This is a genomic window from Plantibacter sp. H53 (assembly GCF_001650455.1).
Classification (GTDB): Bacteria; Actinomycetota; Actinomycetes; order Actinomycetales; family Microbacteriaceae; genus Plantibacter; species Plantibacter flavus_A.
Window position 1 is genome coordinate 1 of the sequence record NZ_LWCT01000049.1, and the last position, 12,701, is coordinate 12,701.

The window sequence follows — 12,701 nt, forward strand, 5'->3', positions numbered from 1 at the left end:
GGGTGTTGTGGTGCGGGGATGGGCGAGGGTGCTGCGGTGGGTCATCGGTTCATGGCCGATGCGCGACGGGCCCGCAGGGTGAGTGCTGCTGCTCCGGCCAGCAGGAGGAGGATCCCCGCACCTGCCGGCACGAGGCCGTCGACTCCGGTGCTCGCAAGCGAGCCGCCGTTGGAACCGGTACCGGTGGCGCCAGATCCACCGGTACCGGGGCTTCCTGCGCTGGGCGTGCCGGGCGTACCCGGTCCACCCGGCGTGACCGGGGTGCCGCCACCGGGCTCGAAGGCCTCGATCGCGGCGTTCAGCGCGACGACCGCAGCTTGCACGTCGGCGTTCGTCACGGCGGTGTTGCCGGTCGCGACGGTCTCGCGGTTGACGAGGGCCAGGACCGCCTCGGCCGAGGCGACCGCCGCGGTCAACGTCTCGGCACCGTCCGCCGCCGGAGCAGCGGCGCGCGCCGACTGAGCCGCGGCCGCCGTCGGGGCGAGGAGGGCCTTCGCCGTGCCGATCGACGCCGCGAGTTCGGTCGTGTCGACGATCTCGACCGTGACCCGCTTGGTCGCGTTCGAGCCGAACTCGAAGACGACCCCGGAGGTACCGAGCTCCTTGTCGGCGGCGAACGCGTTCGTGAGGGTGATCGTCGCGCCCTCCGCGGTGTCGGTGCGGACGTAGTCGGCACTGTCGAGGCTGCCGACGATGGCGCCGGAGGGCTGGACGTACCGGAGACCGGTGAGCGTGTCACCGTCGAGGTCGACCGTGAACGTGGGCAGGTTGTCGGGGTCCTCGGCCATCGCGGCGTTCTTGTCCATGACCGCTGCCGTCGGGGTCACCGTGGGGTCGGTTGCGGCTACCGCACTGTTGAAGACGCTGATGGTGGTCAGGGTCGGCGCGTAGATCTGGCCTGGCAGGAGACTCTCGAGCGACACCCGGAGCTTGGAGCTGGTGACGGATTCGAAGTCCTTCACGACCTTGCTCGCGCCGATCCCGGTCTGGGAGGAGAACGTCACCCAGGCCCCGGCCGCCGCGTCCCATCGCTGCAGGGAGAAGGCGTTGACGCGAGGATCGGTGCCCGAGTCGGTGAACTCCGAGAGGTCGACCTCGTCGAAGGTCGTGTCGGCACCGAAGTCGATGTCGATCGTCAGCGGATAGGTGGCGTCGTCGGCACCGGCCCAGCGCGTCGCCGGGTCGCCGTCGACGAGCTTGCCCGCGTTGAACTCGAAGTCGTTGTGCGGGTGCGTGCTGCTGGCGACGATCGGCTTGCCCTTGGCGAGGTCGACGCGCGTGTCCACGCCCTCGTTCTCGATCGGGTCGGTGTCGACCGGGTTCTCGACCTTCGTCCCGACCGCGGCCTCGTACAGCCCGATGTCGACGCCGTCACCGTAGTAGAGCTCGGCGCCGAAGAAGTCGTCCGAGCCGATGCGCTCGTTGTACCGGCCGGCATCGATCAGCGGCGAGGTCTCCTGCAGCTTGAACAGGGACGCGGAGTCGCGGATGGCGTCGACGCCGGCGTCCTTGGCGTAGTCGGCCGGGTTCCCGACGAACTGCGGGTCGCCGACGACGGCACGCTTGTCCACCGGCTGGTTGGCCGACTGCGCCCCGCTCGCCTCGAAGTAGGCGTTGTTCGAGAACACGCCCTTGTCGAGGCCGCCGGCCTTCCGTGCCCAGTTCGTGGAGGTGGTCGTCGAGGTGTTGTAGAAGATGTTGTTCGCGAAGTAGACGCGGTCCTTCAGCACCTCGTCGTGGAAGCTCTCGAGCTCCGCGCCGTCGTAGACGAAGACGTTGTTGAGGATGTACGTGGGCGAGTAGTTCGACGACAGCATGTTCTTGAAGATCACACCGTTGTCGTTGACGCTGAGGTTGTAGCGGGCGATCGAGTTGGAGCTGTTGCCCATGTAGGACATCCAGCCGCCCTGGTTGTCGTGCGAGTAGTTGTGCTCGTAGACGACGTTGAAGTTGGTGAACTCGAGGTCCCACGGGGTCGCGTCGTACTCGTTGGCGGGGCCGCCGTAGATCTCGTTGAAGCGCATCACGCTGTCGGCGCCGGCCCACAGGTAGAGGCCTGCGGAGACCTGGTTGTAGCGCTCGAGCCATCCGTTGGCCTCGTTGTACTCGGCGGTCAGGCGCTGGGTGTTCGCGAACTGGAACGGACCCTGGCCGGTGCTCTCGGCGTAGTTGTGACTGATCGTCACGTCGCGGCTGTAGAGGTCGCGGTCGCGGACCCAGAGCTGTTCCCAACCCTCGTGGTACTTGCCGGAGGCGTCCGTCTGGCCCTGCTGGTCGCCGAACCAGTTGAACGCGAACTGCACCGCGTGCAGCTCGACCTTCTCGAAGGTGTTGTCCTGGATGCTGATGTCCTCGAAGTGGTGGCCACCCGTCGGGTACGCCGTGTACTGCTGCGAACCGAACACCTGGAAGTTGACCCCGGCGTAGTGGATCTTCTGCCAGGAGCTCGGGCCGTCGATGTCGTGGGCGAAGACGTTCGATATCGAGATCCCGCGCATGATCGAGTCGGTGCCGGCCTCGAGCTTGTCGGCGTTGATCGAGACGGAGATGCCGTCGCGGACGTAGCTGCCCGTGGTGATGTCGGTGGCGAAGTCGTCGTCGTTCGACACCTCGAGGTTCGCGATGTGGACGTACTGCTGGTTGCGGAGGATCACCGCGCCGGTCAGTCCGACGGTCTCGGGGTTCTTGACACCGGGACTCGTGAAGGGGCTGGGGACCTGTCCGTTCGTCGCGATGTAGGGACGGCGCGCACCGGCGTCACCGTACGCGTCGATCACGATGGGCGCGGTCTCGGTGCCCGAACCCTTCGGCCACAGGGAGGTGTTCGACCAGGTCTCGCCGGCCTTCAGCAGCACGCGGTCGCCCGGCGCGAAGGTCTTCGCGTTGACCGGGGTGAAGCTCTTCCAGGCGGTGGCCGCCGACGTGCCGGTGGCCGTGTCGTCCCCGGCGGTGGCGTCGACGAAGTAGTCCGTGCCACCCGTCGTGTTCGGGGTGTCACCGGCCCAGCCTGTCGGCGCGGCCGCCGCCTGGACGGCGGTCTCCGCGGTGGTCGGTGCCGCGGACGCCGCCGGAGCGAAGGCCGTGGCGAAGAGGGCAGAGAGCCCGAGGACGGCGAGTCCTCGGAGGGCGGGGTGCTGGGCTGTCCGGTTCCGACGTCTGCGTCGGGGTCCCGGGATCGCCGCGGGGGTGGCGGTGTTCATCAGTGCGTGTCCTCCATCGTGAGTTGGTGCAGGGCGTTGCTGTTCATCTGGCGTACTTGGGCCGCGACGCGTTCGGCGATGAGCGCGTCGAGGGCGGTGCTCTCGAGCTGGGCTCGGATCCGGTCGGCGTAGGCGGTGAAGGCGGCGTCCTGGTCGACGGTGACGGCGTCCACGCGGTAGACGACGTGCTCACCCAGCTCCACCACGGGCGAGCTGAGCGCACCGGCAAGCAGGGTCGCGACCTCGGCGACGAGGCGCGGGTCGGGTGTGCGGGAGCCGCCGTCGAGGAGACCGGTCGCGCCGTCGAGGGTGGACGCGGAGACGGTGGTGTCCGGGTCGGTGCCTGAGACGGCGTCGACGCCCTCCGCGGCGAGTCGTGCCGCGAACTGCTCGGCGGTGGTCGAGGCGAGCGGCACCGCGATCCGGGTGAGCTGGTAGGTGGAGGCGTTGAGTGTCCAGTCCTCGGCGTGCGCGTCGAAGGCGTCCCAGACCTCCTCGTCGGAGACGTCGATGACCGGATCCGAGCCCGAGCTCAGTGCAGAGACGAGCCTGGTGCGGAGATCGGCGATCGTCCGGCCGTAGAACTCCTGTGCGCGGAAGGAGGTGAGTCCGTAGACGACCTCGCCTTCGTCGAGCTGGGCCGCGCGGGCGGTGTTGGTGTCGGCGAGGGCCTGTTCGAATCCGGCGAAGTCCGAGAACGGGACGAGTCCGCGCTCGTGCCCGAGGTCGAGCACCACGCGGTCGGCCGCGAGCTCGTCGAGGGCCGCCGTCCGGAGTCGATCGATGGCGGTCGCGTCGCCGAGCGGTGCATCCCAGTCGACGGAACCGGATCCGGTCTCGACGAGGACCTCGTTCTCGATGGCGGGTCGGACGCGCTCCATGTGGAAGAGCAGCTCGTCGCGGGTGACCGAGGCTCCGTCGATGGTCCCCAGCTCGGCGGGTGCCGCACCCGCGCCGCTGACGGCGACACCGACGACGACCGTTCCCGTGAGCACCAGGGCTCCCGCGGCGAGCAGCAGCCGCGAGCGGTGCCGACCACGTGAGATCGCACCACGGAGGCCGTGGGCGGGAGCGTCGGTGCTGGTCATCGGTGCGGCCTTTCCGTGGGAGTGGAGCGGGGTCGGCGGTGCTTGGCAGTCATGCTGGCAGAAAATGCTACGGATAACAATCGATGACTCGAAAGCGTTACAAATCGGCTGAATTGAGCGAAGTAGAGGCTTGGCATCCATAACATGCATGGCCCATAGTGGAAGTCCGTACGCCGATCCGAGGAGACGACCGCACCATGACGAAGTTCGCCGACACCGTCGGTCCAGCCGTTCCGTTCGTGATCGACGACACCGTGCGGCGGGCTCCGGCAGCACTGCACTGGCGGGACGGCCGGCTCCTCCGCGATGGGGCACCGCACTCCGTGCGGTCCGGATCGCTGCACTACTTCCGCGTCGTGCCGGAGCAGTGGCGCGATCGGATGCTGCGCTTCGTCGACCTCGGGCTCAACTCGATCGACACCTACATCCCGTGGAACTTCCACCAGCCACGCGCGGACGCGGCACCGAGCTTCTCCGGTTGGCGTGACGTCGGCCGGTTCATGGAGACGGCCGCCGATCTGGGGCTCGACGTCCTGCTGCGACCGGGCCCGTACATCTGTGCGGAGTGGTCGAACGGCGGCCTGCCCGCTTGGCTCACCGCCCGCGACATCGCGCTCCGCAGCTCGGACCCCGGATACCAGCGGCCGGTCGAGACGTGGTTCGAGGAGCTCATCCCCCGGCTCACGCCGTACCAGGCGGTCCACGGCGGCCCGGTCGTCGCCGTGCAGGTCGAGAACGAGTACGGCAGCTACGGCGACGACGCAGAGCACCCCGGGTGGCTCGCCGCGCTGCTGCGTCGCCTCGGCGTGCAGGAACTGCTGTACACCGCGGACGGGCCCACCGACGTGATGATCGACGGCGGTTCCATCCCCGGGATCATGATGGCGGCGACCCTCGGCTCGAAGCCGGACGAGGCGCGCGCCCTCCTGCGGAGTCGGCGCCCGGACGAGCCGTTCTTCGTCGCCGAGTTCTGGAACGGGTGGTTCGACCACTGGGGGCAGCCGCACCACGTGCGGGACGCGCGGAACGCCGCAACGGTGGCCCGCGACATCCTGGCCGACGGCGGGAGCATCAGCATCTACATGGCGCACGGCGGCACGAACTTCGGGCTCTGGTCCGGAGCCAACATCGTCGAGGGCGAACTGCGTCCGACCATCACGAGCTACGACTCCGACGCGCCGATCGCCGAGGACGGCCGGTTCACGGACAAGTTCTTCGCCCTGCGGGAGGTCCTCGGCGTCGCAGACGAACCGCTGCGATCCCCCGAGGTGCGGTTCTTGCCGGAGGGCAGCGTGCCCCTCCAGCGCGGCGTCGGGCTCCTGGACGCACTCGCTGAGCTCGGCGACCCCGTGAGCCCGCGGTCGTCCGCGCCGCCGTCGTTCGAGGACCTCGGCGTCGACGGCGGTCTCGTCCTCTACGAGGCGGATGCTCTGCTTCCCGATCGACCGGTCGACCTCGTGTTCGACGGCGTCGCAGACCGCGCCCTCGTTTTCCTCGACGGGGCGTTCCAGGCCACGATCACCGGCTCGGGCACGGTCACCGTGACCGGTTCCGGCCTGGTGTCGAAGCTGACCGTGGTCGTCGAGAACCTCGGCCGCGTGAACTACGGTCCGCAGTTGGGCGCCGAAAAGGGCCTGCTGGGGCCCGTCCTCGTCGAACGCCGGCTCGTGCACGGCTGGCGGGCGCGACCGGTGGCCCTCGACCAGCTGGACCCGCTCCATCTCCGAGCGGTCGTCGACCGGACCATCGACCCGACGACCGCCGCGAGCGGTGGGGGCGGCCTGTCGAGCGCGACCTTCGTCGTCGACGAGCCGCTCGACACGCACCTCCGACTGCCCGGCTCCACGAAGGGCTTCGTCTGGGTCAACGGGGCGCTCCTCGGCCGCTACTGGAACATCGGCCCGCAGCAGACGCTCTACGTGCCGGGGCCCCTCCTGCGGGCGGGCACGAACCGTATCGTCGTCCTCGAGCTCCACGAGGCCGGATCGACCGTCAAGTTCGTCGATCGTCCGGAACTCGGACCGACCGAGGAGTACGTCGAGGAGTTCTGAGCTGCGCCGTGCGGGCTATGCGCGTGTCGTCGGTGCCGCGGTGCTCTCGCGCACGATCAGCTCGGGCAGCATGACCACCGTCTCCCGCTCCGCGGCCGGCTCCTCGATGAGCGTGAGCAGGTGCTCGACCGCCACACGACCCATCTCGCTGAACGGTTGCCGGATGGTCGTCAGCGGCGGTGAGGCGTATCGCGCCAGCGCGATGTCGTCCATGCCGATCACCGAGACGTCGCCGGGTACGCTCCGACCGAGTTCGTCCAGGGCCCGAAGGACGCCGAACGCCATCTCGTCACTCGAGACGAAGATCGCCGTCACGTCGGGCATGCGCCCGAGCAGCAGACCGTTGCGGTAGCCGGACTCCGGGCTCCAGTCCCCGTAGAGCACGGGCGGTTCGTCGATGCCACGGTCGCGCAACGCCGCCTGCCAGCCGGTCGTCCGGCCTCCCGCGTCCTTCCAGGCCGTCGGCCCGCTCAGGTGCCAGACGGTCTCGTGTCCGAGGTCGAGCAGGTGCTCCGTCGCCATGCGGCCAGCGGCCTCCTGGTCCACCCGCACGATCTCGTCGGCGAAGGACTCGAGGCCGTCGATCACCACGGTCGGCAGGTCGGCCGTGACCCGGAGCAGGGAGACCTCGTCCCAGATCGGGACGGCGATGACGAGGCCGTCGACACCCTGGTTGCGGAGCCGGTCGATGGCGTCGGTGATGGACGCGGCGGACAGCGATGTCGTGCCGGCGGCGCTCACGAAGTAGTCGTGCTGGTGCGTCGCCCGCTGGATGCCGAGCATCATGGAGGAGCGGGCGTAGTAGTCGGTCTCGTGGGTGAGGACCCCGATGGTGCGACTGCGGCCGGTGACGAGCGCGCGGGCGAGCCCGGTGCGCCGGTAGCCCGTCTGCTGGACGGCCGCCTCGACCTGGAGGCGGGTGACCTCGGTCACGTTGTCGAGGCCGCGGAGCACGCGGGAGACGGTCTGCGGGGAGACGCCGGCTATCGCGGCGACATCGGCCATCGTGGGCATCCGCGTCCGCTTCTCGCGACGCGATCGGCCCCCGCCGTTCGCCGTCGGTGTGGGCGCGTCGAGCGCGGTCGGTCCCCCGGGTGACGTCATTCCCACATGTTAGTCAATGGCACGGATAACACCTGAACCTCCACGCCGGTGTGCGCCGCGGCCGGCGCGGCGCGCTGTCGCGAGCGCACTCGAATCGGCGTGGCCGCGCCCCACAGCCGTGAGCGCGCCCCTCCGGAGACCCGCGCTGGCGTCATAGACCCGCGCTCACGTCAGCGCACCGCGCTGACGCAGCGGAGCCGGTCCACACGACGGCGTCAGATGAGCCCCTCGCGGCCGCCCGACACCCAGTTCGGGTCGGCGGCCCGTGGACCGCTCACCTGGTCGGCGTAGGTGTCGATCTCGGACCGGATCTCGTCCGTCAGCTCCACCTGGAACGCCTCGAGGTTCGCGTGCAGGTGCGCGACGCTCCGGGTGCCGGGGATCGAGACGACCCGTGCGCCGAGCTGCTGCCCGCGGTCGTGCACCCAGGCGAGCGCGAGCGCCTCCGCGGTCGTCCCGATGCGGCGGGCGAGGCTCCGGAAGCGTGCCGCGAGTTCGAGGTTCGCCGCGAGGTGCTCGGGCTGGAAGCGCGGGAAGTTCGCTCGCGTTCCACCGAGCGGCACCGTCTCGGCTGTGAAGTCCTCGGTGAAGAGTCCGCGCGACAGCGGTGAGAACGCGACGACCGTGACGCCGAGTTCCGCCGCCGTCGGGACCACGTAGGTCTCGATGTCGCGGCTGACGATGCTCCATTCCGACTGGATCGCGGCGATCGGGTGCACGGCGTGCGCGCGGCGGAGTTCGTCGCCCGTCGCTTCGGACAGACCGATGCGGAGGACCTTGCCGGCGGCGACGAGTTCGGCGAGCGCCCCCACCGTCTCCTCGATCGGTACGTTCGGGTCGACGCGGTGCTGGTAGTAGAGGTCGAGGTGGTCCGTGCCGAGGCGGGTGAGCGTCCCGTCGATCTGCTCGTGGAGGTGAGCACGGTCGCCGCGGATCCCTCGCTTGCCGATGCCGCCGCCGGTGACGATGCCGACCTTGGACGCCAGGAAGACGTCGTCACGGCGCCCGGTCAGGTACCGGCCGAGGAGCTCCTCGCTCCGGCCCTCGCCGTAGACGTTCGCGGTGTCGATGAGGTTCACGCCGCTCGCCAGGGTGGCGTCGAGGATGGTGGTGACCTCGGCGTCGGCGATCGCCCCGTAGGTACCGGCGATGGACATCGCACCGTACCCGATGGCGCCGACCTCCGCGGCGGTGTCGCCCGTGCCGATCGTGGTCGAGGGCAGTGCGGTCGTGGTCGGCTCCGTGGCCAGGGGCGCTTCGCTCATGGATTCACCGTACGGCTTCACGACAGGTTCGACGTCCGCTTCGTCACGCGGTGCAACGTCAGGCGCGTGATCCGGCTCGGGCGACGAGCGCCTGCAGGAGTGCGGCAGGTTCCTCAGGGTCGTCGATCGTGATCGCGAACTGCTTGCCGGAGGTGCTCGTGACGACGAGTCCGGGCCCGGAGCGCAGCACGACGGCCGAGCGACCGGGCATGATCCGGTAGCCCCAGCCGCCCCAGTCCATCGGGCGGATGTCGGTGGCCTCGACGACGTCGACCTGGTCGAGGGGGATGCGCTTCATGGGGATGCCGAAGAGCGAGACGACGCGGAGGCCGCGCCAGTCGACGCTGATCCGGAGGCGGATGAACGAAGCACAGAGGAGGGTCGCGACGGCGAGGATCGACAGACCGAACATCGCGACGCCCGACTCGCCGCGCAGCAGGATCGGTGTGTAGGCGACGGCGCCGATCGCGACGAGTGCGAGGGTGAGCCAGAGGAACAGCAGGGCCGTGACGCTCCGACTCCAGGCACCGACCTCGGTCTCGCCGAGATCCATCGGCGCCGGCCGGGCGCCTGCGCCTGCGAGCAGCGGCTGAGACGGCAGGATCACGGCGGGGATCACACCCCAGAGTGAGCACACGGCGAGGGGGACGATCCACCACCCGAGGACGGCACCGTCGACCGATCCCGCTTGGATGGTGAGCCACGTCGGGATGACCCAGACGGAGGCGGCCGACCCGGCGGCGATACCGATGAAGAGGATGATCATCCGCTTGGTCCGCATGCCGGGCCGCGGGAGGGCGAGCAGGATGACGGCTGTGACAGCAGCGACGGACGCGATGATCAGCGTCACGAGGAAGACGCGCGCGGCGGGCATGGCGTCGTCCGGTGCGCCGGTGCCCGACCAGTGCGAGGCGACGTCGGCCGGGATCGCATCGCCCCAGACGAGCCGCGTGAGTGCGATCGCGATCGCCGGGACGGCCATGGCGAGGCCGGCCAGGACGATTCGTCCGCGCGCTGGTGCCGCCGGTGGCGGTGTGGTGGTGTCGTGCATGTGCTCCCCCTGAGCTGCTGAGGTGGTCTGATCGTCGGTGTCGCCGATCGACGTGGTCGTGCGGTGACGTCGGTGATCGTCAGGTGCGTTCGATCATCCGGCTGAGGTCGTTCGGGGTGATCCCGAACTTGCGCGCCTCGGTGACGAGTTGGGCGACGAGTTCGTTGACCCGGACGAGGCCCGGGGCTGCGTCCTCGTTCACCCACGCGCCGCGGCCCTGTCGCATCCCGATGAGTCCGTCGTCGCGAAGCTCTCCGTAGGCGCGGAGGACCGTGTGCATGTTGATCTGCAGTGCTCGGGCGAGGTCGCGAGCAGGCGGGAGGCGCTCCCCCGGCGCGAGCGCTCCCGTCGCGATACCGGAGCGCACCTGCACCGCGATCTGCTCGGCGAGCGAGACCGCGGAGGTGGGATCGACGCGGAACAACATGTTTGCAATGGTACTAGAACAATGCTGCCTGCGCCCGCGACATCTGTGGGGTTGAGGTCGGCGCGGTGCGCTGACGCGAGTGTGCGCCACTCGGCGCGGGCGCACCCCACAACCGTGAGCGCGCCCCTCCGGAGACCCGCGCTCACGCGGCAGACCCGCGCTCACGTCAGCGCACCGCGCTGGCACAAGCCACAGCGGAGGGAGGGACGGGTCAGAGGGCGACGACGTGGACCGCGATGTCCGCGGCCGCGAGGCGCTCGAGCTCGTCGGGGTCGGCGGAGGAGTCGGTCACGAGGTCGTGGATCTGCCCCAACTCGGCCATGCGCGCGAGTGTGACCCTCCCGACCTTCGAGCCGTCGGCGACCACGATGACCCGCTGCGCGTGCCGCACCATCGCCAGGTTCGTCCGAGCCTCACGCTCGTCGTGCGTCGTCGCACCACCCTGCGCACTGATGCCGTCGGTCCCGAGGATCGCGGTACCTACGTTGATCGCACTGAAGGTGTTCTCGGCGAGCGCCCCCACCGCCTCGAACGACGTCGACCGCACCAGCCCGCCGGTCATGATCACCTGCAGGTTCGGCCGGGAGGCGATCTCGGTCGCCGTCGTGAGCGAGTTCGTCACGATCGTCAGCTCCGACCGGTTCGACAGCTCCTTCGCGACCGCCGCGGTCGTCGTGCCACCGCTCAGGGCGATGGCGTATGGCCCCGCGGGGATCATCTCCGCCACCCGCACCGCGATCCGCCGCTTCGCCTCACGGAACTGCGTGTCACGGAACCGGACCGGCACCTCGTCGCGTGCCTCGATCGCCCGAGCGCCACCGTGGGTGCGGAGGACGAGTCCGAGGTCGTCGAGGTCGGCCAGGTCGCGCCGGATCGTCGGCGCCGAGACCTTGAGCCGCTCGGTGAGCTCGTCGATCGAGACCACGACGTCGTCGACGGCGAGCAGTGCGAGGATGTCGCGCATCCGCTGGCTGCGCTTGCCCGACGGCGCGTGTCGAGACAGTTCCGCCGCTGTGGGTGCTCGCATCACTGCCTCCGTCCTCGGGTGCTTCATCGACCGACTCGCCAGAGCTCGACCGCCGCACCCGCCGTATCCCGCACCAGATGCTCAGCGAAAGTGAGCATTTGAGTCGATTTTCGATCAAGTTCTTGCTCGGTTCGATCACTGTAGTCGATGATCACTCCATGACACGAGTGACTTTCATCGGGGCGGGCAGCGTCGTCTTCACCCGCCAACTCATCGCCGACCTCCTTCGCTACCGCGACCTCGCCGGCCTCGAGATCGTCCTGCACGACATCGACCCCGAACGCCTCGCGGTGGCCGAGGGCACCGCTCGCCACGTCGACGAACGCCTCGATGGCCGATCGACGATCTCGGCGGAGTCCGACCGTCGTCGCGCCCTCGCCGGCGCGGACTTCGTGATCAACATGGTGCAGGTCGGCGGCATCCGCGCGACCGTCTCCGACCTCGAGATCCCGGCAGCGCGCGGCCTCCTGCAGACCATCGGCGACACCACCGGCGTCGGCGGCGTCTTCCGCGCTCTCCGCACCTTCCCGCTGCTCTCGGCCCTGACCGCCGACATGCGGGAGATCTGCCCCGACGCCCACCTCCTGAACTACACCAACCCGATGGCGATGAACATCTGGTGGGCGTCGGTCGTCGCCCCCGACATCAGCGCGATCGGCCTCTGTCACAGCGTGTTCTGGACGGTGAACGACCTCTGCGAGCTCGTCGGCGTGCCGATCGAGGGCACGAGCTACCGCGCCGCCGGCGTCAACCACCAGTCGTGGTTGCTCGAGTGGACCCACGAGGGCCGCGACCTCTACCCGGCCCTGCGCGACCGCATCCGCGAGGACCCGGAGCTCAGCCGCCGCGTGCGCGTCGAGATGTTCCGCCGCATCGGCTACTACCCCACCGAGACGAGCGAGCACTCGTCCGAGTACCTGTCGTGGTTCCTCCGCTCCCCCGAGCAGGTCGAGCGCTTCCGCCTCCAGCCGCTCGAGTACCTCGGCATCAGCGAGGAGAACGTCGCGGAGTTCGAGGCGACGAAGGCCGCTCTCTCGGCCGGGACCCCGTTGACGCTCGAGGACGAGGCGAGCGAGTACGCCCCGCAGCTCATCCACTCGCTGGTGACCGACACCCCGCGACTCATCCACGGCAACGTCGTCAACCGCGGCCTCATCGACAACCTGCCGCAGGGCGCCGTCGTCGAGGTCCCCGTCCAGGTCGATGCGAACGGCATCGCCCCGCAGCCCATGGGTGCCCTGCCCGTGCAGTGCGCCGCGCTCAACCGCCCGTACGTCTCCGTCGCCGAGCTCACGATCGAGGCCGCTCGCACCGGTGACCCGACCCTCATCCGGCAGGCGGTCCTCATGGACCCGAACGCCTCGTCCACCCTCACGCCCGAGCAGATCTGGGAGCTGTGCAACGACCTCGTCGCCGCGCACGGCGAGCTGCTGCCGGAGCCGCTGCGGGAGATCATCCCCGCCGACCGCATCTGACCGACCCGAAGCA

The 12,701-nt window shown here is 69.6% G+C and carries 9 protein-coding genes; 2 read left to right on the plus strand and 7 right to left on the minus strand.

Features of this window, described 5'->3' with window-relative positions; genetic code table 11:
- Nucleotides 1-41: 41 nt before the first annotated feature.
- Both A4X17_RS16500 and A4X17_RS16505 read right to left on the minus strand, forming a co-directional pair.
- Complete coding sequence (locus A4X17_RS16500) at nucleotides 42-3,200, minus strand: discoidin domain-containing protein (protein WP_064296753.1); 3,159 nt, start codon at nucleotides 3,198-3,200, stop codon at nucleotides 42-44.
- Complete coding sequence (locus A4X17_RS16505; RefSeq protein ID WP_064296754.1) at nucleotides 3,200-4,288, minus strand: hypothetical protein; 1,089 nt, start codon at nucleotides 4,286-4,288, stop codon at nucleotides 3,200-3,202. Before A4X17_RS16505 ends, A4X17_RS16500 begins: the two co-directional genes overlap by 1 nt.
- Before the next feature lie 197 nt (nucleotides 4,289-4,485).
- On the opposite strand from A4X17_RS16505, the gene A4X17_RS16510 reads away from it, so the two are divergent.
- Nucleotides 4,486-6,339, plus strand: a complete 1,854-nt coding sequence (locus tag A4X17_RS16510; RefSeq protein ID WP_082916240.1) for a glycoside hydrolase family 35 protein — start codon at nucleotides 4,486-4,488, stop codon at nucleotides 6,337-6,339.
- A gap of 15 nt (nucleotides 6,340-6,354) precedes the next feature.
- Here A4X17_RS16510 and A4X17_RS16515 read toward each other — a convergent pair whose 3' ends face one another.
- The 5 genes from A4X17_RS16515 to A4X17_RS16535 all read right to left on the minus strand — a co-directional run bounded on the left by A4X17_RS16515 (nucleotide 6,355) and on the right by A4X17_RS16535 (nucleotide 11,213).
- Nucleotides 6,355-7,443 (minus strand): LacI family DNA-binding transcriptional regulator, encoded by a 1,089-nt coding sequence (locus tag A4X17_RS16515; protein WP_231884424.1) that lies wholly within the window; start codon nucleotides 7,441-7,443, stop codon nucleotides 6,355-6,357.
- 215 nt (nucleotides 7,444-7,658) lie between these two features.
- Nucleotides 7,659-8,708 carry an aldo/keto reductase gene (locus A4X17_RS16520; protein WP_064296895.1) on the minus strand — a complete coding sequence of 350 codons (1,050 nt, stop codon included), beginning with the start codon at nucleotides 8,706-8,708 and terminating at the stop codon, nucleotides 7,659-7,661.
- A 58-nt stretch (nucleotides 8,709-8,766) separates the two neighbouring features.
- Nucleotides 8,767-9,759, minus strand: a complete 993-nt coding sequence (locus A4X17_RS16525) for a hypothetical protein (RefSeq protein WP_064296755.1) — start codon at nucleotides 9,757-9,759, stop codon at nucleotides 8,767-8,769.
- 79 nt (nucleotides 9,760-9,838) lie between these two features.
- Nucleotides 9,839-10,186, minus strand: a complete 348-nt coding sequence (locus tag A4X17_RS16530) for a GntR family transcriptional regulator (RefSeq protein WP_064296756.1) — start codon at nucleotides 10,184-10,186, stop codon at nucleotides 9,839-9,841.
- 211 nt (nucleotides 10,187-10,397) lie between these two features.
- Nucleotides 10,398-11,213, minus strand: a complete 816-nt coding sequence (locus A4X17_RS16535; RefSeq protein ID WP_064296757.1) for a DeoR/GlpR family DNA-binding transcription regulator — start codon at nucleotides 11,211-11,213, stop codon at nucleotides 10,398-10,400.
- 158 nt (nucleotides 11,214-11,371) lie between these two features.
- Here A4X17_RS16535 and A4X17_RS16540 point away from each other — a divergent pair, with 158 nt between their 5' ends.
- Entirely contained in the window at nucleotides 11,372-12,688 is a 1,317-nt protein-coding gene (locus A4X17_RS16540; protein ID WP_064296758.1) for an alpha-glucosidase/alpha-galactosidase, read from the plus strand.
- The last annotated feature ends 13 nt before the right edge of the window (nucleotides 12,689-12,701 follow it).

What these genes read in the sequence shown, in the direction of transcription:
- A4X17_RS16500 (WP_064296753.1), bottom strand. Translation starts at nt 3,200, where the DNA reads ATGAACACCGCCACCCCCGCGGCGATCCCGGGACCCCGACGCAGACGT.
- A4X17_RS16505 (WP_064296754.1), bottom strand. Translation starts at nt 4,288, where the DNA reads ATGACCAGCACCGACGCTCCCGCCCACGGCCTCCGTGGTGCGATCTCA.
- A4X17_RS16510 (WP_082916240.1), top strand. Translation starts at nt 4,486, where the DNA reads ATGACGAAGTTCGCCGACACCGTCGGTCCAGCCGTTCCGTTCGTGATC.
- A4X17_RS16515 (WP_231884424.1), bottom strand. Translation starts at nt 7,443, where the DNA reads ATGACGTCACCCGGGGGACCGACCGCGCTCGACGCGCCCACACCGACG.
- A4X17_RS16520 (WP_064296895.1), bottom strand. Translation starts at nt 8,708, where the DNA reads ATGAGCGAAGCGCCCCTGGCCACGGAGCCGACCACGACCGCACTGCCC.
- A4X17_RS16525 (WP_064296755.1), bottom strand. Translation starts at nt 9,759, where the DNA reads ATGCACGACACCACCACACCGCCACCGGCGGCACCAGCGCGCGGACGA.
- A4X17_RS16530 (WP_064296756.1), bottom strand. Translation starts at nt 10,186, where the DNA reads ATGTTGTTCCGCGTCGATCCCACCTCCGCGGTCTCGCTCGCCGAGCAG.
- A4X17_RS16535 (WP_064296757.1), bottom strand. Translation starts at nt 11,213, where the DNA reads ATGCGAGCACCCACAGCGGCGGAACTGTCTCGACACGCGCCGTCGGGC.
- A4X17_RS16540 (WP_064296758.1), top strand. Translation starts at nt 11,372, where the DNA reads ATGACACGAGTGACTTTCATCGGGGCGGGCAGCGTCGTCTTCACCCGC.